General features: G+C 58.1%; 24 protein-coding genes and 1 tRNA gene. 14 read left to right on the top strand and 11 right to left on the bottom strand.

Translation table 11 applies throughout. The features are described 5' to 3' along the window. Window positions 1-5 precede the first annotated feature (5 nt). Window positions 6-782, bottom strand: coding sequence for an IclR family transcriptional regulator (locus CAL20_RS03070; RefSeq protein ID WP_373558264.1), 777 nt, complete (start codon window positions 780-782; stop codon window positions 6-8). A 162-nt stretch (window positions 783-944) separates the two neighbouring features. On the opposite strand from CAL20_RS03070, the gene CAL20_RS03065 reads away from it, so the two are divergent. The 10 genes from CAL20_RS03065 to CAL20_RS03020 all read left to right on the top strand — a co-directional run bounded on the left by CAL20_RS03065 (window position 945) and on the right by CAL20_RS03020 (window position 8,527). Continuing rightward, complete coding sequence (locus CAL20_RS03065) at window positions 945-1,628, top strand: 3-oxoacid CoA-transferase subunit A (protein WP_094823791.1); 684 nt, start codon at window positions 945-947, stop codon at window positions 1,626-1,628. Further along, on the top strand, window positions 1,625-2,269 hold the full coding sequence (locus CAL20_RS03060; protein ID WP_094823792.1) for a 3-oxoacid CoA-transferase subunit B: 645 nt from the start codon (window positions 1,625-1,627) through the stop codon (window positions 2,267-2,269). Before CAL20_RS03065 ends, CAL20_RS03060 begins: the two co-directional genes overlap by 4 nt. A gap of 33 nt (window positions 2,270-2,302) precedes the next feature. Then, the gene (gene catC / locus CAL20_RS03055; protein WP_094823793.1) at window positions 2,303-2,578 is read left to right on the top strand and encodes a muconolactone Delta-isomerase; all 276 of its coding nucleotides are present in this window, start codon (window positions 2,303-2,305) and stop codon (window positions 2,576-2,578) included. A 23-nt stretch (window positions 2,579-2,601) separates the two neighbouring features. Next, entirely contained in the window at window positions 2,602-2,898 is a 297-nt protein-coding gene (locus tag CAL20_RS03050; protein WP_094823794.1) for a YciI family protein, read from the top strand. A 56-nt stretch (window positions 2,899-2,954) separates the two neighbouring features. Next, complete coding sequence (gene pcaD, locus CAL20_RS03045; protein WP_094823795.1) at window positions 2,955-3,734, top strand: 3-oxoadipate enol-lactonase; 780 nt, start codon at window positions 2,955-2,957, stop codon at window positions 3,732-3,734. Window positions 3,735-3,755: 21 nt separating this feature from the next. Next, on the top strand, window positions 3,756-4,796 hold the full coding sequence (locus tag CAL20_RS03040; RefSeq protein ID WP_094823796.1) for a cyclase family protein: 1,041 nt from the start codon (window positions 3,756-3,758) through the stop codon (window positions 4,794-4,796). A 124-nt stretch (window positions 4,797-4,920) separates the two neighbouring features. Further along, entirely contained in the window at window positions 4,921-5,256 is a 336-nt protein-coding gene (locus CAL20_RS03035; RefSeq protein ID WP_094837167.1) for an FxLYD domain-containing protein, read from the top strand. Between the two features lie 86 nt (window positions 5,257-5,342). Next, a complete protein-coding gene (locus tag CAL20_RS03030) occupies window positions 5,343-5,999 on the top strand; it encodes a carbonic anhydrase (protein ID WP_094823798.1) in 657 nt (218 codons plus the stop codon). 211 nt (window positions 6,000-6,210) lie between these two features. Then, entirely contained in the window at window positions 6,211-7,956 is a 1,746-nt protein-coding gene (locus CAL20_RS03025) for a nitrite/sulfite reductase (protein WP_094823799.1), read from the top strand. Further along, complete coding sequence (locus tag CAL20_RS03020; RefSeq protein ID WP_094823800.1) at window positions 7,949-8,527, top strand: DUF934 domain-containing protein; 579 nt, start codon at window positions 7,949-7,951, stop codon at window positions 8,525-8,527. The genes CAL20_RS03025 and CAL20_RS03020 overlap by 8 nt, the downstream gene beginning before the upstream one ends. Before the next feature lie 497 nt (window positions 8,528-9,024). Here CAL20_RS03020 and grxD read toward each other — a convergent pair whose 3' ends face one another. The 4 genes from grxD to hemA form a co-directional block, all read right to left on the bottom strand. Further along, complete coding sequence (gene grxD, locus CAL20_RS03015) at window positions 9,025-9,351, bottom strand: Grx4 family monothiol glutaredoxin (RefSeq protein ID WP_094823801.1); 327 nt, start codon at window positions 9,349-9,351, stop codon at window positions 9,025-9,027. A 168-nt stretch (window positions 9,352-9,519) separates the two neighbouring features. After that, window positions 9,520-10,338, bottom strand: coding sequence for a peptide chain release factor N(5)-glutamine methyltransferase (gene prmC / locus CAL20_RS03010; RefSeq protein WP_094823802.1), 819 nt, complete (start codon window positions 10,336-10,338; stop codon window positions 9,520-9,522). A gap of 1 nt (window position 10,339) precedes the next feature. Then, the gene (gene prfA, locus CAL20_RS03005; protein ID WP_094823803.1) at window positions 10,340-11,422 is read right to left on the bottom strand and encodes a peptide chain release factor 1; all 1,083 of its coding nucleotides are present in this window, start codon (window positions 11,420-11,422) and stop codon (window positions 10,340-10,342) included. Between the two features lie 92 nt (window positions 11,423-11,514). Next, complete coding sequence (hemA, locus tag CAL20_RS03000) at window positions 11,515-12,789, bottom strand: glutamyl-tRNA reductase (RefSeq protein WP_094837166.1); 1,275 nt, start codon at window positions 12,787-12,789, stop codon at window positions 11,515-11,517. 188 nt (window positions 12,790-12,977) lie between these two features. Here hemA and CAL20_RS02995 point away from each other — a divergent pair. From CAL20_RS02995 to CAL20_RS02975, 4 genes are all read left to right on the top strand, one after another. Beyond that, a tRNA-Phe gene (locus tag CAL20_RS02995) sits at window positions 12,978-13,053 on the top strand. 169 nt (window positions 13,054-13,222) lie between these two features. Beyond that, on the top strand, window positions 13,223-13,816 hold the full coding sequence (locus tag CAL20_RS02990; protein WP_094837165.1) for a hypothetical protein: 594 nt from the start codon (window positions 13,223-13,225) through the stop codon (window positions 13,814-13,816). 1 nt (window position 13,817) lies between these two features. Continuing rightward, window positions 13,818-14,486 (top strand): SOS response-associated peptidase, encoded by a 669-nt coding sequence (locus tag CAL20_RS02985; protein WP_094837164.1) that lies wholly within the window; start codon window positions 13,818-13,820, stop codon window positions 14,484-14,486. 645 nt (window positions 14,487-15,131) lie between these two features. Next, window positions 15,132-15,416 (top strand): hypothetical protein, encoded by a 285-nt coding sequence (locus tag CAL20_RS02975; protein ID WP_094837162.1) that lies wholly within the window; start codon window positions 15,132-15,134, stop codon window positions 15,414-15,416. Window positions 15,417-15,603: 187 nt separating this feature from the next. On the opposite strand, the gene CAL20_RS02970 is transcribed toward CAL20_RS02975, so the two are convergent. The 6 genes from CAL20_RS02970 to CAL20_RS02940 all read right to left on the bottom strand — a co-directional run bounded on the left by CAL20_RS02970 (window position 15,604) and on the right by CAL20_RS02940 (window position 22,542). Next, complete coding sequence (locus CAL20_RS02970; RefSeq protein WP_094837161.1) at window positions 15,604-15,873, bottom strand: hypothetical protein; 270 nt, start codon at window positions 15,871-15,873, stop codon at window positions 15,604-15,606. Then, the gene (locus CAL20_RS02965) at window positions 15,870-16,301 is read right to left on the bottom strand and encodes a glycoside hydrolase family protein (protein ID WP_094837160.1); all 432 of its coding nucleotides are present in this window, start codon (window positions 16,299-16,301) and stop codon (window positions 15,870-15,872) included. Before CAL20_RS02965 ends, CAL20_RS02970 begins: the two co-directional genes overlap by 4 nt. 259 nt (window positions 16,302-16,560) lie before the next feature. Further along, on the bottom strand, window positions 16,561-16,947 hold the full coding sequence (locus tag CAL20_RS02955; RefSeq protein WP_094837302.1) for a hypothetical protein: 387 nt from the start codon (window positions 16,945-16,947) through the stop codon (window positions 16,561-16,563). Between the two features lie 58 nt (window positions 16,948-17,005). Beyond that, window positions 17,006-17,782, bottom strand: coding sequence for a hypothetical protein (locus tag CAL20_RS02950; protein WP_094837158.1), 777 nt, complete (start codon window positions 17,780-17,782; stop codon window positions 17,006-17,008). A gap of 21 nt (window positions 17,783-17,803) precedes the next feature. Beyond that, the gene (locus tag CAL20_RS02945; protein WP_179266614.1) at window positions 17,804-19,696 is read right to left on the bottom strand and encodes a hypothetical protein; all 1,893 of its coding nucleotides are present in this window, start codon (window positions 19,694-19,696) and stop codon (window positions 17,804-17,806) included. A 143-nt stretch (window positions 19,697-19,839) separates the two neighbouring features. Then, a complete protein-coding gene (locus CAL20_RS02940; RefSeq protein WP_094837156.1) occupies window positions 19,840-22,542 on the bottom strand; it encodes a host specificity factor TipJ family phage tail protein in 2,703 nt (900 codons plus the stop codon). Window positions 22,543-22,585: the final 43 nt, after the last annotated feature.

Genomic DNA, 22,585 nt, shown 5'->3' with positions numbered 1-22,585 from the left:
GAGCCTCAACGGCGCCGCAGTGCTTGGTTGATCTGATCCGCAGCGTGACGCAGTGGCGGCAGGAACGCCTCCAGCATGGCGTCGCGCGAGTATCGGTTCGCATGACCACTGACGTTCATCGCGCCAATCACGCGACCCGTGCGATCCATGATGGGCACGGCCACCGATTGCAAACCGGGCTCCAGCTCTTGCACCACGCAGGCATAGCCATCAACACGGACTTGCGCCAGCATGCGTTTCAAATCGGCCATGCTGGTGACCGTATGCGCCGTGTGCGCCCGAATATCGCTGGCCGCCAGCACCCGGTCTTGTTCCGCAGCAGGCAAACCCGCCAGCAACACACGGCCCATCGAAGTCACCCACGCAGGCAAGCGGCTGCCTACGGCCAGATTGATGCTCATGACCTTATGCATGGACAGGCGCAGGATGTACACGATATCCGTGCCATCGAGCACCGACACCGAACACGATTCGCGCGTCGCCTCGGCAACCTCTTCCATATAGGGCAAGGCCAGATCCCACAAGGGCGTGGCCGACAAATAGGAATAGCCCAACTCCAGGATGCGCGGCGTCAAGGAAAACTGGCGCCCTTCGACAGCGACATAGCCCAGGTGCTCCAGGGTCAACAGGATGCGGCGCGCTCCAGCGCGCGTCAACCCGCATTGCGCCGCAACTTCCGACAAGGTCATCTGCGGCCGCTGCGGTCCGAACGCCCTGATCACCGACAGCCCGCGCGCAAACGACTGCACATAGCTGTCACTGGGTTGTTGAGTATTTTCCATATCTGTAACCATGTCCGCGCAAGTCCGGATATCCACGCCGTGAGACGTTTGGCGCTACCGCCTTGACACCTCCCGGTCACCATGAAACGATGTTCTTCAAAAGAACGAAAGTTCTAATTAAGAACAAATTATGACACGCCCTTTTTATTGCGGACTCACCCCATGATCTCAAAGCTCGTTGCAAATGCGGCGGCCGCCTTAGCGGACGTACCCGACGGCGCCACCGTCATGATCGGAGGCTTCGGCACCGCCGGCCAGCCCATGGAACTGATCGATGCCCTGCTGGAACAGGGCGCCAAAGATCTCACCATCATCAACAACAACGCAGGCAATGGCACGACCGGCCTGGCGGCATTGCTTGCTGCTGGCCGTGTACGCAAAATCATTTGCTCGTTCCCGCGCCAATCGGACTCGCAAGTATTTGACGGCCTGTATCGCAGCGGCAAGCTCGAACTCGAACTGGTTCCGCAAGGCAACCTGGCCGAACGCATCCGCGCAGCCGGCGCCGGTATCGGCGCGTTCTTTACGCCCACAGGCTACGGCACGCCACTGGCCGAGGGCAAAGAGACCCGCGAAATCAACGGCCGCCACTATGTATTGGAATACCCCTTGCACGCCGATTACGCGCTGATCAAGGCCGAGCGCGGCGACCGCTGGGGCAACCTGGTCTATCGCAAGACCGCACGTAATTTCGGTCCCATCATGGCCAGCGCCGCGCGCATCGCCGTCGCCCAGGTCCGCGAAACGGTAGAACTCGGTGAACTCAATCCCGAGACCGTCGTCACCCCCGGCATCTTTGTTCAACGCGTCGTGCAAATCGCCCCGGCGGCCAAGGAGCAACAATGAGCAGCAAACTGACCCGCGACCAGATCGCCGCACGCGTCGCCCAAGACATCCCCGAAGGCGCCTACGTCAACCTCGGCATCGGCCTGCCCACGCTGGTCGCCAACTATTTGCCGACGGACCGCGACATCATCCTGCATACCGAAAACGGCATGCTGGGCATGGGGCCCGCCCCCGCCAAAGGCGAAGAAGACTACGACCTCATCAATGCCGGCAAGCAACCCGTCACGGAGTTGCCGGGCTGCTCGTTCTTTCATCATGCCGATTCGTTTGCCATGATGCGCGGCGGCCATCTGGACATCTGCGTGCTCGGTGCGTTTCAGGTTTCGCAACACGGCGACCTGGCCAACTGGCACACCGGTGCACCGGATGCCATCCCCGCAGTCGGCGGCGCGATGGACCTGGCCATCGGCGCAAAAGACGTCTTTGTGATGATGGAATTACTCACCCGCGACGGCCAGAGCAAACTGGTTGCCGAATGCACCTATCCGCTGACCGGCGTGCGCTGCGTCTCGCGTGTCTATACCGACGTGGCAGTCTTTGACATCCGCAACGGCGAAGTCAAAGTCATCGACATGTTTGGCGACATCACAGCCGACGAGTTGCTGCGCCTGACGGGCCTGCCTTTGAAATTCGCTCAATAAATCAGCATCAAACCTTTTTAATTGGAGTCTGCCATGCTGTTCATGGTCCAAATGCAAGTAAACCTGCCCGTAGACATGCCTGCCGAGCGCGCCGACAAACTCAAGGCCGACGAAAAAGCCCTGGCGCAACAGCTGCAACGCGATGGAAAATGGGTCAGCCTGTGGCGCGTCGTCGGCCGCTACGCCAACGTCAGCATTTTCGACGTTGAAAACAATGATGAACTGCATCAACTGTTGTCGTCGCTGCCGCTGTTCCCGTACATGGATATTCAGGTCACTGCACTGGCGCGTCACCCCTCGGCTATCTAAGCCCATCGACCACGGAGCCCCACATGCCTTACATCATCGAAACCTTCGACAAGCCGAACCATCAAGCTGTGCGCCAGGCGCATCGCCCGGCCCATCTGGAATACCTGGCGGCCAACAAAGCGCTGCTATTGGCTTGCGGCGCAAAACTCAATGACGATGGCTCCGATGCAGGCGGCGGCCTCTATGTGGTCGATCTGGATACCCGAGCGGAAACCGAAGCCTTTATCGCGGCAGATCCCTTTGCCCAGGCCGACCTGTTCGAACGCGTCACCATCACACGTTGGCGCAAAGCCTACGTCGGCGGCGAATTGATGCTGTAGTCCGCATCCATCGACCATTGCCCGACAAGCTTTCCACAGCACCCAGGATTTTTCATATGTCTTACGCTGATCTCAGCCAGGCCCGCCTGTACTATGTCATCGACGGTCCCGCCGATGCGCCCGTGCTGGTGCTCTCCAATTCGCTCGGCACAAGTTCCGACATGTGGGCGCGCCAGATCCCGGCCTTGTCGCAACACTTCCGCGTACTGCGCTACGACACCCGCGGCCACGGCAAATCGTCAGTCCCGGCGGGCGAATACACGTTCTCGCAACTGGCGGGCGACGTCGCCGAACTGCTCGACCACCTGAATATCGATCAGGCGAGCTTCTGCGGCCTGTCGATGGGCGGGCCCACCGGCCTGCAACTGGCGCTGGATCATCCGCAACGCGTGCGCAAGCTGGTGTTGTCCAACACGGCTGCCCGCATTGGCAGCGCCGAAGGCTGGACCAGCCGCATCGAAGCCGTCGCGCAAAACGGCCTGGAAAACATGGCGCCCAGCCTGGTTGAACGCTGGTTGACGGACGATTTCCGCGCCGCTCAGCCCGGCCTGACCCAAGTGCTGGTCGACATGCTGCGCCGTACCTCCAACGAGGGCTACAGCGCCAACTGCGCGGCCTTGCGTGATGCCGACCTGCGGACACGTCTGTCCGAAATCAAAGTTCCCACCCTGGTCATCGCCGGCACTCAGGACCCCGCGACCACACCGGAAAACGGCCGCGAACTCCAGGCCGGTATCGCAGGCGCTCAGTACCTGGAACTGAACACCTCGCACATCGCCAATTGGGAACAGCCGCAAGCCTACACCCGCGCGCTTGTGGACTTTCTCACGGCATAAACCAGTCAGGGAGGCATGTCTATGCAACGCTGGAAACAACGCCCAGAGGGCTCGAACTGGGGCGACTATGGCCCCGACGATCAACTGGGCCGGCTCAATCTGCTGACCGAGGCTCAAGTCCTCAAAGGCGCTCGCGAAATCCAGGCAGGCAAAACGTTCTGCCTGTCGCTGCCCCTGGATCTGCCCGGCGGCAACATCCTGAATCCGCGCCGCCACCCGCCGCAGCTGAGCCCCACGCGATTGCAAGACACGCCCTATCTGAACTTTCCATTGCGCAATCTGAACCCTGACGCGGTGGACGTCTTGAGCGACGATCAGGTGCTGCTATCGATGCAGTACTCCACCCAGTGGGATTCCCTGGCACACGTCGGCGCCCTGTTCGACGCAGACGGCGACGGCCGTGCCGAACTCTGCTACTACAACGGCTACCGCGCCGGCGTAGACATCGTCGGGCCGGCCGACGGCGACCATGCCGGCTGCGGTTGCAACAGCGGCGGCCCTTCGGCCGCCCTGAAGCTCGGTATCGAAAACCTCGCTCAGAAAGGCATACAAGGACGCGGCGTGCTGGTCGATCTGGCCCGCCACTTCGGCACCGGACGCACCTTGATCGGCCATGCCGAGCTCATGCAAGTTTTACAGGCCGACAACATCACGATCGAATCCGGCGACATGCTGGTCCTGCGCACCGGCTACGCAGAAAAAATCATCGAGATGGCCGGCCAGCCCGAGGCCGACGTGCTGCACACCTACGGTGCAGCCCTGGACGGTACCGATGCGGCGTTGCTGCAGTGGATCACGGACAGCGGCATCGCGGCCATCTGCGCCGACAACTACGCCGTCGAAGCCTATCCCGCCCGTGATCGCCAAGGTCCGCGCGCGATGCTGCCGCTGCATCATCACTGCCTGTTCAAACTGGGCCTGCCCCTGGCAGAGCTGTGGTACCTCAAGGACCTGGCCGAATGGCTGCATAGCAATGGCCGGCACCGGTTCATGCTGACCGCGCCTCCGTTGCGATTGCCGCACGCGGTCGGCTCGCCAGTTACCCCTGTCGCGACGGTATAACAGCGCACAGAGGGGCGCATCCTTGCAAATAGCAAACTCCTAACACAATCGGCCATTGCATCATCGGCGAGCCCCCCTTAATTTATGGCAAACACCCAGCCGCTCCCGCGGCGAGGAGATTCCCATGAAAAAGTATCTCGCTTCCCTGCTGCTGTCCCTGATCAGCGCCGGCGCCTCGGCGCAAAGCAGCCTGCCGCACGGCGTATCGATCCAGGACCTGGGCGCCACTCGCCAGGCCGACGGCGTCTGGATCATTACCAGCACCGTCTCCAACCATCGCGATACTGCAGTCACGGGCCTGTCGGTCACCTACGCGTTATACGACGCCCAGGGAAAGGAAATCGGCCGCGTCACAGGCCGCCGGGATACCCCTCTCGCCCCCGGCGAAAGCTGGCACTCGCAGACGCCGACCACCACGAATTTCACACGCTTTAGCGCCAAGGATATCCAGATCCAATAAATGGGGACAGAGAAAACTGCAGGCTAGATGTAAGCGTGCTGTGGGAAAATAACGTCGTGCGTTCGCCATAACAACAAGGAGTTTCTATGTTCCCCAAACGACTTACTGACGGCTATCAGGCTTTTCTGGACGGCCGCTTTCACAATGAACGCAAACGCTACGAAGCCCTGGGCGAATTGGGCCAAAACCCCGAGATCCTGCTGATCGGCTGCTGTGATTCCCGGGTGTCGCCCGAGGTCATCTTCGATGCGGGCCCCGGCGAGATGTTCGTCATCCGTAACGTCGCCAACCTGGTCCCGCCCTATGAGGGCGATGCCGAGTCCTCGTCCTATCACGGCACCAGTGCGGCCATCGAATTCGCCGTCAACGCGCTGAACGTCAAGCACATCGTCGTGCTGGGCCACGCCTCGTGCGGCGGCGTGCGTGCGGTGTTCGACGACGCCGAACCGTTGACCAAAATCGACTTCGTCGGCAAATGGATGTCGCAGATCACCCCCGTCGCCGATGCACTGCCGCGCACTGGCGACCGCACCACGGATATCCAGCGTCTGGAATGGGCCGTGGTCGAGCACAGCTTGCGCAACCTGCAGACCTTCCCGTCGATTCGCCGACGTGTCGAAGCCGGCCAGATCGAACTGCACGGCGCCTACTTCGGCGTGGCCACCGGCCTGCTGTTCCTGCGTGACCCTGAAAGCGGAAAGTTCGCCCCCTGCCAGCCGGAGGCTTCCGGCACGGCAGATTGACCGTTTGAGTCCTCGGCCGGCTTCTATTCTTATAACGAAAATGACTTAGACAGCCGAGGATATCGCCTGTTACGGTTATGTACATAGCATGTAGCGGCGCCGCCTGGCGGCGCGCTTTTGCGTCCGCGACGTTTATTGTCATGCCTTAAGCGTCGTTTGTTGTCAGTGGTTCCATTACGCCCCACCGGGCGCCCCAATAGGGCAACTTGCCATGTATGTGTACGACCCTGTCGATCAACAGCTTGTAGAACAACGTGTCGCGCAGTTCACCGACCAGACGCAGCGCTTTCTCGATGGTCAGCTAACCGAAGACGATTTCCGTACCCTGCGCCTGCAGAACGGCCTGTACATTCAGCGTCATGCGCCGATGCTGCGCATCGCGATTCCGTACGGCCTGCTGGCCGCGCGCCAACTGCGCACCCTGGCCCATATCGCCCGCACGTGGGATCGTGGCTACGGCCACTTCAGCACACGCCAGAATATGCAATTCAACTGGCCCAAGCTGGAAGACGTGCCGACGATTCTGGCAGAATTGGCCAAGGTCCAAATGCACTCGATCCAGACCAGCGGCAATTGCATACGCAACACCACCTCCGACCATTTTGCAGGCGTTGCCCCCGACGAGCTGGTCAATCCGCTCGTGTGGTGCGAGATCATTCGCCAATGGTCGACGTTGCATCCGGAATTCGCATTTCTGCCGCGTAAATTCAAGATCGCCGTCAGCGGCGCCGAAGAAGACCGCGCCGCGGTCGGCGTCCACGACATCGGCCTGCAGGCTGTCGAGCGCGATGGCGTACTCGGTTTCCGTGTCTGGGTCGGTGGCGGCCTGGGCCGTACCCCCATGGTGGGCCATCTGATCAATCCGTTTGTCGAATGGCAGCATCTGCTGACGTATTTGCAAGCGGCATTACGTGTCTACAACCTGCATGGCCGACGCGACAACAAATACAAAGCGCGTATCAAAATCCTGGTCAAGGAACTCACACCCGAGGTCTATGCCGAGCAGGTCGATGAACAATGGCAACTCATCAAGGGCGGCCCCGACACGCTGACCCAGGAATACGTCGACACCATTGCACAGCGCTTTACGTGGCCCGACTATGACGCCTCTGCTGCAGGCGAGCCCGACCCGACTGAAATGCATGCGGCCGCACATCCTGCCTTTGCCCGCTGGCTGCAAAAGAACGTACGCGACCACAAGATCCCAGGCTACGCGAGCGTAACGTTGTCGCTGAAGCCCACGGGCGTGCCTCCCGGCGATATCACGGCCGACCAGATGGATGCCGTCGCCGATCTCTCCGAGCGTTACGGCTATGGCGAGGTTCGCGTCTCGCACGAGCAAAACCTGGTACTGGCCGACGTGCGCCGTTCTCAACTGTTCTCTCTCTGGGAAGAACTGCGCGCGCTGAACATGGCCACGCCTAACATCGGATTGCTGACCAACATCATTTCTTGCCCTGGCGGTGATTTCTGCGCCTTGGCCAATGCCGTGTCCATTCCGGTCGCCGAGGCCATCCAGGCGCGTTTTGACGATCTGGATTATCTGTTCGAAATCGGCGAACTCGATCTGAATATCTCGGGCTGTATCAACGCCTGTGGCCATCACCACGTCGGCCATATCGGCATTCTGGGCGTCGATAAGAACGGCGAAGAGTGGTATCAGGTCACGCTGGGCGGGCGCCAAAATGGCGCAGCGAAACCGCTGCCGGATCTGCAATCCACACGAGGCGGCGGGGCAGCGATTGGCCGCATCATCGGGCCATCATTTGCTCGCGAGCAGGTGCCCGATGTCGTCGAGCGTTTGATCCAGACTTATCTGCGGTTGCGTGACAGCGACGCGGAGCGTTTTATTGATGTCGTCGACCGCGTGGGTATCGCCCCATTCAAGGAAGACGTGTATTCCGATCCCGCCGTGGCCAAGGCCGCGCCGGCAGCTCGTGAGGTGGCTCATGTCTGATCTTATTTCTGCGGATGACAATGTTGCGCGCCTGATTCGCCACGGCCAATTGCAGGTTAACGATGGGCGTGTTTTTGCGCCGGCCGCTGAAGAGGCCACTGGTGAGGACGCCCAGGTCGCTGCTGATGCGGCTCCTGCGTTACCTGTGGATGAGCCGGGATGGATTGTTCCGTTGGCGCTCTGGACGACGCATCGCGATACGCTGCGTCAACGGCAGCATCCGGTTGCGGTGCTGCTGTCGCCTGACTCTAAGTTGCAGGATCTGATTGGCGAAGACGGCCGTGTTGATGATGCGGGTCTCGCATTTATTGCGATTGACTTTCCAATCTATACGGACGGGCGAGGTTATTCGCTGGCGCAGTTGCTGCGTACGCGTCATGGATGGCAGGGTGAATTGCGTGCGATCGGAGATGTGATGATCGATACGATTCACTATCAGGCGCGGGTGGGGTTTGATAGCTTCTTGGTGAAGCCTGGGCACGATCCTGAGAAGGCGCTGGCTGCGTTCAGGACGTTTACGGTGCATTACCAGAAGACCTATCCGAAGCCGCCGGAATTGTTGGCTGCTTGAATTCGAATTCCTTTCGTTCCGCGGTGACTCATGTCTGCTGTGACGGTTGGCAGGATTCAGACGCAGCAGGATTGATTCCGGCGAGGAGTTGAGTTTCTTCTGAATGCGGCAGGTGCTGGTTCCAGTCGAGCGGTTGAGTTCTTCTGGACGTTGATGCGAGGCAGTGGCCGCGTTGGGGCTTCGCGGCGTCGGTCGGCCGCCTGCGCGGCCGACACCGCTTCGTCAACCTCGTCGCTGCGCTCCTTCGGTTTCCCTCGCTCGACGCCGAGGCGCCCCAACACGGCCACTGCCCCGCATCAACTCGCAGCAAATCAAATCGTACGATCGCTGGGACGGGCTGCGTGCTTGGGCTTCGTGGGTTGCCGTTTTTGCGGAACGGAAGATCTTGCAGGGCTGCGATTTTGGTCGCCTACGGGCGCGACCAAAATCACTATCGCGGAATGTTGTTCGCCATTCCGCGTCTCGCTTGATTGCGGGTGGTTACCGCGCTCTACGATTTATGCTGTCGCGCCGGATTGATCCAACAGCGTCTTCAGCTCGCCGCTTTCGTTCATCTCGGTCATGATGTCCGAACCGCCAATGAATTCGCCGCTGACGTACAGCTGCGGGATGGTGGGCCAGTTGGAGTATTCCTTGATGCCCTGGCGGACTTCGTCGTCCTCGAGCACGTTGACGGTGATCAGCTTTTTGACGCCACAGCCTTTCAGAATCTGAATGGCGCGGCCGGAAAAGCCACACTGGGGAAATTGGGCCGTGCCCTTCATGAACAACACCACGGGGTGCTGGGTCACGGTGTCGCGGATGAATTCTTGTACGTCGCTCATGGTGATCTCACAAACATGTAAAACGGATGGATTGCCCCAGGTCCTGAATAATGTGCCGCAAAACGATGTGGCGTGGGCTTTAGCCTCAGGGGATGACAGGAAAGAAGTGGTACCTCATCGCAGCCCCTGATGCCAGCGCGGGGGTTCTCGAAAATTCGGATAAATCCATTATAGAGACCCGCCAGAAATTCGCTCGATTCCCGGGAGATCGCGCAAACTGGAAACATTCTTGAAGCCGGCATTTGTCAGCAATCGCCGAACAGCTGCGGCCTGATCCCAGCCATGTTCGACCCACAGTGTGCCGCCCGGACGTAAACGGTCGACGGCGCCATTCACAATGGTGGTCAAATCGCGCAACCCGTTGGCGCCGTCAGTCAATGCGCCCCGAGGCTCGAACCGCAGGTCGCCTTGTCCCAGATGCTCGTCATCACGAGAAATATAAGGCGGGTTGGATACGATCAGGTCATAACGCGCGCGGGGCGGCAAGGCTTCATACCAACTGCCTTGCGCAAAATCCACGCGCGCGTTCAGACGTGCCGCATTGCGCACGGCCATCTGCAACGCGGTCGCGCTGATGTCCGTGGCCGTCACTGTGGCTTGCGGTGCTCCCAGCGCGATGGACACAGCAATCACGCCGCTGCCAGTGCCTAAATCCAGCACGGCGGACTCGGGGCGATCGGCGAGCCAGGCCAAAGCCGTCTCAACCAGTAATTCCGTTTCCGGCCGCGGAATCAACACATCAGGCGTCACCGCGAAATCGTGGCCCATGAACTCGCGATGTCCCACAAGATAGGCCATAGGCTCGCCAGCGAGCCGGCGCGTGACCAGGGCCTGGTATTGCTGAGCCTGCCAGGATTCGATCGGATCGGTGTCATGCGCCAGCATCCACGCGCGCGGTTTGTTCAACACGTGCTCGAGCAGCATACGCACCTCCAGCCGCGGCAAGCGCGCGTCCCGCAACAAGGTTTGCAGGATGGGGCGGCTCACGCTAGACCTCGTCTCCCAGCGCCGCCAATAGCTCGGCCTGGTGTTCGGCGATGAGTGCGCCGGTCAGTTCTTCCAAATCGCCTTCCATGATTTGCTGCAGCTTGTACAACGTCAGGTTGATGCGGTGATCGGTCACACGACCTTGTGGGAAATTGTACGTGCGAATGCGCTCGGAACGGTCTCCCGAGCCCACCAGGCTCTTGCGCTCTGCGGCCTCTTTGCTTTGGCGCTCGCGCAGTTCGCGGTCTTTCAGGCGCGCGGCCAGCACCTGCATGGCCTTGTCTTTGTTGCGGTGCTGCGAACGGTCGTCCTGGCATTCCACCACCAGTCCCGTCGGCAAGTGCGTGATGCGCACGGCGGAATCGGTCTTGTTGATGTGCTGGCCGCCCGCGCCGCTGGCGCGGAACGTGTCGATACGCAGATCTGACGGATTGATGACGATTTCGCCCATCTCGTCGGCCTCGGGCATCACGGCCACGGTGCACGCCGAGGTATGGATGCGGCCTTGGGCCTCGGTGGCGGGCACGCGTTGCACACGATGCGCTCCCGACTCGAATTTCAGCCGTCCGTAGGCGCCATCGCCGTCGATGCGCGCGATCACTTCCTTGTAGCCGCCCAGCTCCGAGGGACTTTCCGACATCAGTTCGACGCGCCAGCCGCGTTGTTCGGCATAGCGTGAATACATACGCAGCAGATCGCCGGAAAACAGTGCGCTCTCGTCGCCGCCCGTGCCCGCCCGGATTTCCAGGAACAAGCTGCGGCCGTCGTTGGGATCGCGCGGCAACAGCAACAACTGCAGTTCGCTTTCCAGGACTTCCAGGCGATCCTTGGCCGTTTTGATTTCTTCCTCGGCCATGGACTTCAGGTCGGGATCGCTCAGCATTTCCTGCGCGGTCGCCAGATCGTCTTCCGTCCGCGCGAAATGTCCGAACGCCGATGCGACAGGCTCGAGCTCTGCCCGCTCGCGCGATAGTTTGCGAAAGCGTTCCATATCGGCAGCGGTTTCGGGTTCGGCCAACAGCGCGTCTACCTCGATGAGGCGGTGAGACAACTGTTCCAGCCGGCTGCGCATGGAAGATTTCATATATGGATACCAAAGAGACAAAAGGGGATTAGCGAAACGCGGGCGCCCGAAATGCGAACGCCCGCCAAGAGGCGGGCATTGCGGCAGCAGCGCTAACGGCGCGTATCACGACCCGGGAACAGGCGCGGCATCCAGGCGAGCAATTGCTTGCGCTCGTCGCCCTCGCTGCGGTTCAGTGCCGCCAGCGGGCCGTGCAAGTATTTCTGAGTGAGGCCGTGTGCCAATTGCTCCAGCACGGCCTCGGGCGACTCGCCACGCGCCAGCATGCGGCGGGCGCGGTCGAGCTCTGCGGCGCGCACGTCCTCGGCGGCCTGATGCAGGTCGCGGATCACGGGCACGACTTCGCGCGACTGCATCCAGTGCATAAAGCCCTGGACACGCGTCTCGATGATGGCCTCGGCCTGTACCACCGCAGCGCGGCGCGCATCGGTGCCGCTTTGCACCAGGCGGCCCAGGTCATCAACAGAATACAGATACACATCATCGAGCCGGCCGACTTCGGGCTCGATATCGCGCGGCACCGCCAGATCGATCATCACCATCGGCCGGTGACGGCGCTGGCGCGTCGCACGTTCGACCAACCCCAGACCCAATATGGGCAGGGAACTGGCCGTACAGGAAACAATGACGTCGAATTCCGCCAGGCGGTCGGGCAGATCGGCGAGCTTCATCGTGCTGGCCGAGAATTTTCCGGCCAAGGCCTCGGCGCGCTCTGCCGTACGATTGGCCACCATCATGCTGCGCGGACGCTGCGCCGCAAAGTGCGTCGCACACAGGTCGATCATCTCGCCCGCGCCGATGAACAGCGTGCGCGCCTGATCCAGATTGCCGAAGACACGTTCGGCCAAGCGCACCGCCGCCGCTGCCATCGATACTGAATGCGCGCCGATCTCGGTCTGTGACCGGACCTCTTTGGCAACAGAAAACGTCCGCTGGAACAGCTGGTGCAGCAACGTGCCCAACGAACCGGCCTCGCCGGCGGCACGCACCGCGTCTTTCATCTGGCCCAGGATTTGCGGCTCGCCCAGCACCATCGAATCGAGCCCGCTGGCCACGCGGAATGCATGGCGCACGGCGTCGTCCTGCTGGTGGCGATACAGGTGCGGACTGAGCGCCCCCGCCTCCAGGCGGTTATGATCAGCCAGCCACACGGGCAAGTGCTCGGCCACGTGCGCATCCGCCGCACAGTAGACCTCAGTGCGATTACAGGTAGACAGAATCGCCGCCTCGCGCACCGCCCCGCCAAATGCAGAACGCAAGCCCTCTAACGCCGGTCGCACCAAATCGACGGGCATAGACACCCGTTCGCGCACCGATACGGGCGCAGACGTGTGATTCAGACCGAACGCAAGAACAGCTACGAACATGGGATACAGAAATAAGCGCCGTCAGGCGGAGCACGACGCATTTGTAACATGTGGTAGATCAAAATTATACAGCCAAGGGTTATCCCTTAGTAAAGCTGATTTACACATGTTTTTTTGCCGGTCTGGCACTTTTTTTCGGGATTCGCCTGCACAAGGTCAAAAAATTGTGTATAGTTGCGGACTTCGTTGGCCTGGTAGCTCAGTTGGTAGAGCAGCGGATTGAAAATCCGCGTGTCGGTGGTTCGATTCCGCCCCAGGCCACCAACGAATTCAAAGGGTTACGCGATTGCGTAGCCCTTTTTTATTTTCATTTGAGACACGGATATGAGACACCTGTCGCATATCCAGTAGTCGCAGTCTCCCGCATTTCTTGCCGCTCGGCCTGACTTTTGAGCTATCGTGGCCGCATTCCAGTCAAGTGCGTGTCGCTCCAATGGTCGATTTTGTGAATTTGGTTTCCGCCTTGAGCGCCTGCGTGGCTGCGGGCGCCGCCCTGCGTGGGTTACGACTCAGCCAAGAGTTGCAGACTAGGGCGGATGCAGAGAAACGCGGGGATGCATTATTGGCGCAAGCTTCGACCGCATTGGAAGTGGCCTATGAATCCCTAACTAAGGATCTAGAGAATGGAGCACCTGCACAATCGCGCCTGAACTGGTTGACGAGCGCTCGCCACCTTCTCCGCTACCGAAAGCTTAAATCCCACTTACAGGGCACCCAACAGTTGATTTGCAATGAGAGAGAGGAAGCATGGCGTCTTCGCTTTTATCTCATTTTGGAGCCGCTTGAAAAGCGATACGGCTATTTCGACCCTCCCGAGGGCGACTCAGACCTTCAGCGAACCATCGTCCCCAAGTCGGCTGCTGTCGTGATAGCTTTTTCACAATGGCCAGATTCCGTAAAGGACCCGCTGAACGAATTCCCCATCGAACAGATCGTAGCCGAGCGGGAATCCTTCGTATTCCGTTTCCCGGCATTCGAACGGCAATATTTGGCTGCGAAGAACGCCGAGAACGAACGGCAGGCCTAGTATGTGCAGCCACTACCAAGGCATAAAAAAACGAGAGCAGATGGAAAAGTATTTCCGCGCTCATGGAATCCCCTTGCCTGCGGACTGGGACATGTGGCCGAAGTACACAGGCGAATTCATCCGCCGCCCTCCCGAGTGGGATTCGGGCGATGAAGCAGTTCCAGAGCGTGAGATAGAGGTCGGGCGTTGGGGCATGATCCCACCAGGCACGAAGCCGGACAAACTGGATGAAGCGGGCAAGAAAAGCACGTTCAACGCTCGCTCCGAAACCGCCGATAAGCTATGGACGTTCCGCAGCGCCTGGCAGCGCGGTCAACACTGCATCGTTCCGGCCGAGGCGATCTACGAACCAGACTGGCGATCAGGTAAATCGGTGCCGACTCGCTTTACTAGAGCCGATGGCGCGCCCATGGGCATCGCGGGGCTGTGGGACCGATATAAAGACGTGGACGGCAATTGGCGGCTCAGCTACACCATGCTGACCATCAACGCCGACGCTCACCCGCTATTCAAACATTATCACCAGCCAAACAAAGAAAAACGCATGGTGGTGATCCTGCCCGATGGCGCATATGGTGACTGGCTGGCCGCAGCCCCAGGCGAAACGCGGGATTTCCTGCTGCCCTACCCGGCGGACGCTCTGGTAGCCACGCCCGAACCAATTAAGTGATTTGCTGATGAAGGGCGACTGCGCCTTCGAGTGAAGCCCTAGAGCCGCGGCACTCACCGCCACTCCAAAGCTCAAATATCCACCCGCCATTCACGAAGACCCGGCATATGGTCCAGCCACCAGGACCCGACCAATAATACTCATCGACCTGCTGCCAATCGGTTGCGCTCATGGGTGCCTCGATATTTCGTGACAGATTGCCACTGTGGCACCGATTTTATGTCGCATATACTGGATATTCAACCAGTATATAGCCATGCCAAGATATCCAGCCCTCACAATTCGCGAACTCCAAGCGATCCAGGAAGCTAATAAGAGCAATCCGGCCGCCCGTCGTTTGCTTTGGGAGATTCACCGCCTACACGAAGTGCTGATTAGTTTGGACCTGCATCTGCGAGGACTAGATCCCGACTTAAGCTATTTCGTCGGCGTCGCAAAAAGCCATTGTGTCGTTCTGCTTGAACAAGAGCCGGGGGTGCGATGGTGGCGACTCAAAGACGAAGAAATAAGAAGAAAATCAGCAGAGCGTGGGAATCTGTTCGCCCACTATGCGCCTTTCAGGGAATTCGTTGGCCCCGTCCAGCCGATTGCCACACCACGCAGAAAGAGCCGCAAGCGGTAGACTGGAAGTAACATACGATCACCATGATCTATCCCATCCCCGAATCCCTCCAAGACTCCCACGACGGCGACGAGTGGGCCATTGGTGCCCTCCTGGGCGGCCGCGTCGTGGCGCTGCGCTATATCTCAGATATAGCGCCCCATATCGCACTTGAGGCGCAGCCAATCACTGAATGGTTGCACAGCGATCCATTAGAGTTGCGTGAACTGCACGCGCTGGGGCCTGTCGGCGTCGGGCTCGTGGGCACTGACGGGATTGCACTGAAGTGGCTTCAGGAGCCTGTTAAAAGCTCCAATCTATTGCGTTAAAAGTCCAACCAATAGAAACAAAGAAGTACTCGGGGACAAATCACTACTTTATTGCCAATTTCATCGCCTGCCGCAAAGCTTTGCCCAGGTCGCATTGGTCTCATGGATTTGTCGCCTCACCGTGGGCGGCGTCGAGCGCACATCCTCCGCTGTGTCAAACCGAATTGGGAAAGCGTGATCGCAATATTCAACGCCGATTCGTGTCTGAGTTGTTGCGCACCCAGTCACGCTCAAGCTCAGCAAGAATAGCGTCATCAGACTTAGAAGCCGATTCATTGCGCACCTCTTGAACAATTAGGCGGGCTTCGTCCGCCTGTTTATTGATTTGGGCCTCTCGTTCCTGCCGTTCGGTGGCTCGGCCAGTGCTCCGCCCTCGAACATAAACAGCGATCAGCGTCAGGATGGCTGCGCCAAGGGCTATCAGGTAGCCCTTGAATCGATCAAGGATGGCTATCATTGCCACTCCCCCGTACGCATCTGCTTTGATAGGCGCAGCGCCCTGTCTGGAGTCTGACGCGCCCACAGACTGTTGAGCATGCCGTCTGCGGCCTTTGCATAGTCATGGCGTGCAACCATCGCAAGAGTGTTTTTAAAGCCCAACAGGCCATTCACGCCCATTTGAAACGCCATGTTCAACAGAACACCCTTCCGTGCTTCGTCCAGGGATTCAAACCAGGGCAATCGCTCGCTGACTTCGGTTGACACACGATTGATGTCATTGGCGAGCAGATATGCTGCTTCATCAGGCGTTATCCCGCCCCCTTTCCGTTTATCAATCAAACGGCCTATCCCCAAGGTCCAGTAGCCAAGGTGATCCTGATAGGCGTGCAGTACTTCGCCCTCGTCACGACGCAGCTGAGTTGTGAGCTGGTCCTGTAGTGTCATGATCGTCTCCACCGTGACGCATTAATCATCATGTTGAGCAGGATGCAGCCCGCAAACACCGTCGTCGCTACGCTCGGCCACTGACCGAACAAGACAGGCTGCAAGCCGCACGTAACTGAACCGCCCACCATCAACGCATACCGCGCCCTGCGCGCAAGGTCGTGCTTGCCGACATGAGTCAGTCGGCAAATGCATGAGCCACAAATAGCGATGCAGATCGCTAGATTGACGATGGCTGTGATTTGATGTGTTTCCCAGGTCATTGCGGCCCCCCGCCGATCCGGCGCTCAAACACGCTGCCTACGCGGGCAATGATCCAACGGCCTATGCGAGGCCAGTCGTCGCCCACGCCCCCAACCAACAAAGCAATGGGTGCCAACAACCATGACGTATCGCTCCCGCCAATCCAACGCCCAACAATGTCAGCCAAACCTGCGGTGATAAGTACTGCCGTAGCGTTGAGACGTAGGAAGTACCAAACGGCCCCGAGCCTGGCCGTAGGGTCGCGCCGCCCCAACGACCACGCAGCCCCCACTGTTGAAGCAATGACTATGACGGCATACGGGCCGATGATCGCCGCCAACGTTGGACCAAACAGCACCGACGCGACGGCTACAGCAACGTTGACCGGGTCTAAGTTATTCATCCGAATCCCATTAAAAAAGCCCACAAACGTGGGCATGATGTTTTTTTGAAAATTCAAACTAGTCGATGAACATTGACCTCATGTGTTTGTTGATACGCGCCAGATGTCCGGCGTTCTGCGGTCGAGAAAGATCAATCGTGGTGTGATAGCCGACCGAAAGCAGGAAACTCTCCAAAGTTCCTAAGTTCAACTTATTGAATTCGTACATGCGGTTTAACACCGAACCAGGATCTGCAAACGCGGTTGGACTCGAAGAAATCAAAGCTTCGTCTCGAAATAATTTCCCGCCGAGATCGTTGGAATAAGTGATTACATAGCGCGTAGGTAAAGGGTTTGACGTAACAGTGTCAGAGACCGGGAATGCTGTACCGTTGGCAATCACCAGCCGACCGGCAGTGTTCACAAGTATGCGGGGGTTGCCGGCAGTGCCGTTCGCCGACGTTAAAAAACCGAGTGTTGACGCTGCCGCACCAACGCGCATCATCACAAAAGCCATCGAGAATTCAGTGGCGGGAAACGGCGATGCACTCACATCACCTAGACGCAACACATTCACGCCACTCGGCAGATTGTTGGCTGATGCCAAGATATCAAAACACGGCGCCCCATTAGGGAACGTCCCAATCACAAGCGGGTTATCCACGAGCGCAGTTGGCATGAGTTGGCCTGTGGCTCGATTGATGGGCGACTTCCCATCATTAAAAATATAGCTGGGGTCAATGACTATTCCGAAATCAGGGAATTTTGCGATTGCCTGCGCGTCCGCTGATCTGACCAGTTTTGGCAGATCTGGGTTGTCAGTGACCACGCTCGGATATTGTTGGACTTGCATCATGATTGGTTTACCTTCTTAAATTCAAACGCGAGACAGAGTGACGGTTTCTACGAACGACGGGCAATAGCTACGAAGGCTCCGAAGCTCATCCGAGATGATCACAGTACTCGGGTCGGTATCACACAGATCACCCGCACCACCGTTCAATACAATGCCCTCAGGCTTGTAATCTCGCGCATAGCGGACAACCAAATCCTCGGGACTTACGCTTTGGGGCAGGGTCAAAATTACGTTCTTGTACTCATCCAACGTAACGACAGGAACGCCAGCGTCCTCTCCCCCAGTCAACACCTTGTATCCGCTCTGCGCGGTGGTCTCAGTCAGCTGCAGAGGAAATCCACTGGCATGCGGAATGCGAATGCGAGTATCAGACTCATACACAGGCTTGCCTGGCATGATGAAGTTGGTCATCGGGCGGCTTAGAACTACGTCAGCCGAGGCGCGACCTAGATAGCAACCCAGATGCTTGGAACCGATATTGCTCAGATGAGTGCCATCGCTGGCATAGTCGGCACGCGGCAAGTGATACAGCGGAGTAACCAACCTGAAGGTGTTAGGATAATTTCGGGCCAGCCACAAATAAGCCTTAGCAGGGTTACTCGCGTTGCCGGTGGCCCAGTTTTGATAAGTATGCATCGGCGGCGTCCACTTCTGACCAGTAACAGACTTGACGAAGGACACTTGATAAGCGTACAGAGCGAGAAAATAGTTACGCCATACGATCTCATCCATCCCGCCATCAGATTCGCCTTGTCCGTAATGCAGGACGGGAACGATGTACTCTTTCCCCATCTCTTCCGCACGCGCCTTTTGCTGTGTCACGTGATCGCGCCAAACAGCGATCCACGATGAGTTCTCATTTAGCTGCGTAATGCTATAACCGCCATGACCCGCCGTTGATGAGAAAACCGGCAATGCATTAGGGTCGATACCCCAATCTTTGATTTGGACGCTAAAAAAGTTCGCCGCGCCCGAACATGGAGTCTCGCCAGGATCTGGAGATCCGTTCCCAGCGATGTTTGACGTGTTTTCAATCAGCGGAATAGCCGACTGCGTACCTGTTCCACCACCCGTTCCGCCTGGTCGAGTTGAGCGAGGACCTTGGCCAAACGTCCAATTGGAATATGGCTGATCCGTAGATAGCGGAGGAATCCCTCGGCACCCCATGTATAAGGATTGCCCATATAAGATCTGACCCAACATTTGAGTCAAGGGATTGAGAGGGAATTTGAGGTTCGCCTCAGAGTTTGCAGGTGTGGCCTCACCCGACCAGTCGCCGACCTGGCTGAAGTTCGCAAAAATGTACTCGTTGCGATCAACAAACACAGACCCCATACCCTCTGTATCGGGGGCATTATGAAATTCATATTGAGTCTCGTCGCCGCTAGAAGCGGAGCCGTTGAACACAAACTCGCCGGACGTGGTTTTGGACTCGATCACGAAATCGGCCGAATCTGTACCCACGTATGCTTTGTCTGTAAAGAACTCCGGTACTGGGTACTCGTTAAAGAATTCATACTGCTCAACTGGCTCCCCCACTAGAGCGCTATAGGTCTCCAGGGCATAATCCACTTCCTCTCGCGTTGCGGGCTGTGCGGCGGAATAGACCAGCTGCCCATTCCTCCATACATAATCACCGTTTACAGGGTTCTCAACGGTGTGGCCGGGATCGTTCGTAACTTTTCCTGGAGTTTCATCCAACTGCGCTGGAGGGCCTTGCATCGCAGCCAAGAGCTCGGCTTTAGTTGCGCGAAAGATTGTTCGATTGGCAGCAACCGCAGTTCTCGCCGCCTCTTCGGCGGTCTCTACAGCTGCCAGCACTGTTCCAGGGTCAGCGAGGCGCTCAATTTCAGCGAAAGTTTTACGCGGGCGCCCTAGCCGATCAATCCAACTCGGACTGTCCCGGTCGTTCATTGCGGTGTCGTAGTTCTCCGCGTTGTCGCGCAGGTCTCGCGGGTCGGTGCTAGGAACTGGATTCCCAGTGTTATAGGTCGTCATACCGTCGCCCATAAAAAAAGCCCCTCGAAAAGGGGCTTGTGTTGATGCAAGTTATCTAATTAATCAGGTGGGAACGCGTCGTCGGACGCGTACTCCCTTTCGTCGTAGTTCTCGGCTTTGACAGATACAGAGTCATTTCCCTTTGGGGAGATGTCGGTGATCCAAGCGGGAAAGCAGAATCTCTCCGACACTCCGAAAAAGGCATGCGGCAGTTCCATCTTGAGCGTGACTGTGGGCCAGGGCTGAGGCAGCGGAACGATGACTTCAAAATCGTTGTCACCACGCTCCGCCGGATAAGGCCCTACAAACGTACCGTCTGGGCGGCGGTATCCGAAGACATGCGTCTTGCCGTCCTCCCAGGTGACTGCGTCATTTAGGCCTATTCTTGCGGAACCGTCAGGCGCGGCACTGATGCGCACAATCCGCGACGACTGTCCGAAGCCTGGGATATCAGCAAACAGGGGCACGTAGCTCTTGTATTCACTGTTCAGTGCATCGAGTTCCGTGGAAAAGCTGTATGACCCGCGCCGGTAACGCAACCGCCTTCGATAGCGCATTCCGATACGCCACGCAATCGTGCGATCAGTCACCCCCTTGATGGTAAGTTTCTCCACCTTGAAGAAGTTGTCTCCCGGCAGACCGCACCGCACTACATCCTTTGCCCAGGTCTTCGCGTTGATAAATTCCACCTCGACACCATCAGAATCGTCCGGCAATCGAAACGCGAACTGCCGCCTCAACGGGCTGGTCATATTCTGCGGCGAATAGGCTTGTTCGAACACCGTCCGAATTCCCTCGCGAATGGGCCTCACTTTCCCGTCAGAAATCGTGAACTCGCCCATCCCCGCCTCTACCGCCAGCTGAAGCGCCTCCTTCACTGTCGTCTCGTCAAAGACGTAGTCCAGTGTTTCGCCTCTCGAATACCAAACTGAATGCAGCTGTTGCAGCGCCTCCATATCGATTTGCTCGTCGGTATAGCCGATGGTCGTCAAGATGTACCGAAAGAACGCAGAAATCTGCCGTGTGGCCTGTGGCTCTGTCCACGTGTTATCCGGATTAAGTTGCGGCAGCAGGCGCTCCACAACCAAGTTGACCTGATTTTCAGACTGAGCAGCTATCCGCCCTCCAGAGCGCAATGACACTGACATCGTCGTCCAATCGGGATAAACAGTCCGAGTCGGTATCCGAACCTTCAGGCCGTACCACGTGCACTCATCTCGCACCTGGTTATCGATAGCATTGGCGGTAATGCGGCGCATGCGGCAGGACGGACGCATCGGATATGGCAGGTCAACCCGCTCCGTAAAACCGATTTGGTCAAGCGTAGCCTCTGTATAGGTCTTGGTAATGGTTGTCCGAACATCCGTTTCAATGTCTCGATATTGAAACTGGACGCTCACACTGCGCGGAGAAGTCTCCGCGTCATCCTCTATGTAGGCGAGACCGTTCTGATAGAAAACGTCATACTCAATGGTTGATGTCTTCTCTTCGCCCGGCGTAGCTACAAACTCGCCGGTCCATTCCCCGTACGCCGCACCATCACGATAGCGAACCTTAGCCCCAGAGACGGACATCGGATCGCCTTCTGTCTGAAAGCGCCCCGGCGCGACTTGAAAAGCATCCTCCCCTACCGCTGCATAGATATTCCGGGATAAGTCGCTCCCAAAGCGCAAGACCACGGACGACCCTGGGGGAAAAACAATCGGATTGCCCGTACCGACCTGTTCCAATCGAACCGTGTAGATGCCCAGCGTAGCGCCCGGCTCTATCGACCGAATGCGGTAGACCTCCACGCTATCTATCGGGCCTAATCCGATGATCGCATTTGGGGCAAGCAAGCTATTCGGCAGATGATGGAACCACCCTGTGATTTCGCTAATTTGATATCCCGGCGCTGATTCCGTAGGCGGCACTGAGATGGTTACAACACCATAGGGAACAGGGAACTCCACTTGAACGTTCGACCCTGGCCCCCAGCCACTCGGCCACTCGCCCTCTGTGCGACGGATGGTGTCCCAGTCAAACAGGTAAGCAGCCGGGTCAACGTTATCCCGATTCGCGACGTTGGTCGAAAGAACAAGCCCTGGCGTTCCTGAAGAGGTCCCGCCGACTTCTTCAGTCTGGTGCCAGTGCTCCGACGCATAGTCGCCAGACAATTCAACACCTGGCGGATATATCTGATAGGTTGCATCGTCGCCCAGCGTTTCGAACGGCGTGTCACCTAATTTGACTTCCTGTCCATTGACGCTATAAAGACCCGGTCCAATACATACCAGAAACTGCACTCGCTGCGTACGCTGATCTTCAAAGAAGCGATGCGGCGGCACTAGATAGTCGGGATAGCGCTGATGCCTACCCGCTATTTCAGGAACCACTTGACCAAGCTTGGCTTGGTTCGCTTTGGCGTCCACGGTCTCAAGGCGTTTGCTCTGTTCCGCAGAATTGGAACTTGACACGTTCGTCTTTGGAGTAAGCCATCCAAAAACGGCATTAAAAATCTTGCCGATAATGCTGCCGATGCTCTTGAATACGCCACCACGCGGTAACGCGTAGACGCGCACGACCGTTTCCGGCGAAAGTACCTTTTCCCACAAGGTCGAAGGAATCTCTGCATCGTCGATTTTGACAACGATGGGCTGCGAGGCAATGCCTCGCCATTCGATCTTGTTGGAATCCAAGAAGCCTGCGAACGTATCACCCTTCCACTCGTTCGTTTCGAGCACGACCTCAGGCAGGAATGTGGAGTACACCTCAATCCGCATAGTAGACAACCTTTGTATAGCGCTCTTCGAACTTGCTCGGGCG

This window comes from Bordetella genomosp. 4 (assembly GCF_002261185.1).
GTDB lineage: Bacteria > Pseudomonadota > Gammaproteobacteria > Burkholderiales > Burkholderiaceae_B > Bordetella_A.
This window is presented reverse-complemented; position numbering and strand designations above follow the sequence as displayed.

Coding starts and splice junctions, on each gene's coding strand:
- CAL20_RS02975 (WP_094837162.1), top strand. CDS start 15,132: ATGATCTATCCCATCCCCGAATCCCTCCAAGACTCCCACGACGGCGAC.
- CAL20_RS02940 (WP_094837156.1), bottom strand. CDS start 22,542: ATGCGGATTGAGGTGTACTCCACATTCCTGCCTGAGGTCGTGCTCGAA.
- CAL20_RS02945 (WP_179266614.1), bottom strand. CDS start 19,696: ATGAACGACCGGGACAGTCCGAGTTGGATTGATCGGCTAGGGCGCCCG.
- CAL20_RS02965 (WP_094837160.1), bottom strand. CDS start 16,301: ATGACACTACAGGACCAGCTCACAACTCAGCTGCGTCGTGACGAGGGC.
- CAL20_RS03065 (WP_094823791.1), top strand. CDS start 945: ATGATCTCAAAGCTCGTTGCAAATGCGGCGGCCGCCTTAGCGGACGTA.
- hemA (WP_094837166.1), bottom strand. CDS start 12,789: ATGTTCGTAGCTGTTCTTGCGTTCGGTCTGAATCACACGTCTGCGCCC.
- CAL20_RS03060 (WP_094823792.1), top strand. CDS start 1,625: ATGAGCAGCAAACTGACCCGCGACCAGATCGCCGCACGCGTCGCCCAA.
- CAL20_RS03070 (WP_373558264.1), bottom strand. CDS start 782: ATGGAAAATACTCAACAACCCAGTGACAGCTATGTGCAGTCGTTTGCG.
- CAL20_RS03035 (WP_094837167.1), top strand. CDS start 4,921: ATGAAAAAGTATCTCGCTTCCCTGCTGCTGTCCCTGATCAGCGCCGGC.
- catC (WP_094823793.1), top strand. CDS start 2,303: ATGCTGTTCATGGTCCAAATGCAAGTAAACCTGCCCGTAGACATGCCT.
- CAL20_RS03025 (WP_094823799.1), top strand. CDS start 6,211: ATGTATGTGTACGACCCTGTCGATCAACAGCTTGTAGAACAACGTGTC.
- CAL20_RS03020 (WP_094823800.1), top strand. CDS start 7,949: ATGTCTGATCTTATTTCTGCGGATGACAATGTTGCGCGCCTGATTCGC.
- CAL20_RS02955 (WP_094837302.1), bottom strand. CDS start 16,947: ATGAATAACTTAGACCCGGTCAACGTTGCTGTAGCCGTCGCGTCGGTG.
- CAL20_RS03030 (WP_094823798.1), top strand. CDS start 5,343: ATGTTCCCCAAACGACTTACTGACGGCTATCAGGCTTTTCTGGACGGC.
- grxD (WP_094823801.1), bottom strand. CDS start 9,351: ATGAGCGACGTACAAGAATTCATCCGCGACACCGTGACCCAGCACCCC.
- pcaD (WP_094823795.1), top strand. CDS start 2,955: ATGTCTTACGCTGATCTCAGCCAGGCCCGCCTGTACTATGTCATCGAC.
- CAL20_RS02990 (WP_094837165.1), top strand. CDS start 13,223: ATGGTCGATTTTGTGAATTTGGTTTCCGCCTTGAGCGCCTGCGTGGCT.
- CAL20_RS02970 (WP_094837161.1), bottom strand. CDS start 15,873: ATGATAGCCATCCTTGATCGATTCAAGGGCTACCTGATAGCCCTTGGC.
- CAL20_RS02985 (WP_094837164.1), top strand. CDS start 13,818: ATGTGCAGCCACTACCAAGGCATAAAAAAACGAGAGCAGATGGAAAAG.
- prfA (WP_094823803.1), bottom strand. CDS start 11,422: ATGAAATCTTCCATGCGCAGCCGGCTGGAACAGTTGTCTCACCGCCTC.
- CAL20_RS02950 (WP_094837158.1), bottom strand. CDS start 17,782: ATGATGCAAGTCCAACAATATCCGAGCGTGGTCACTGACAACCCAGAT.
- CAL20_RS03040 (WP_094823796.1), top strand. CDS start 3,756: ATGCAACGCTGGAAACAACGCCCAGAGGGCTCGAACTGGGGCGACTAT.
- CAL20_RS03050 (WP_094823794.1), top strand. CDS start 2,602: ATGCCTTACATCATCGAAACCTTCGACAAGCCGAACCATCAAGCTGTG.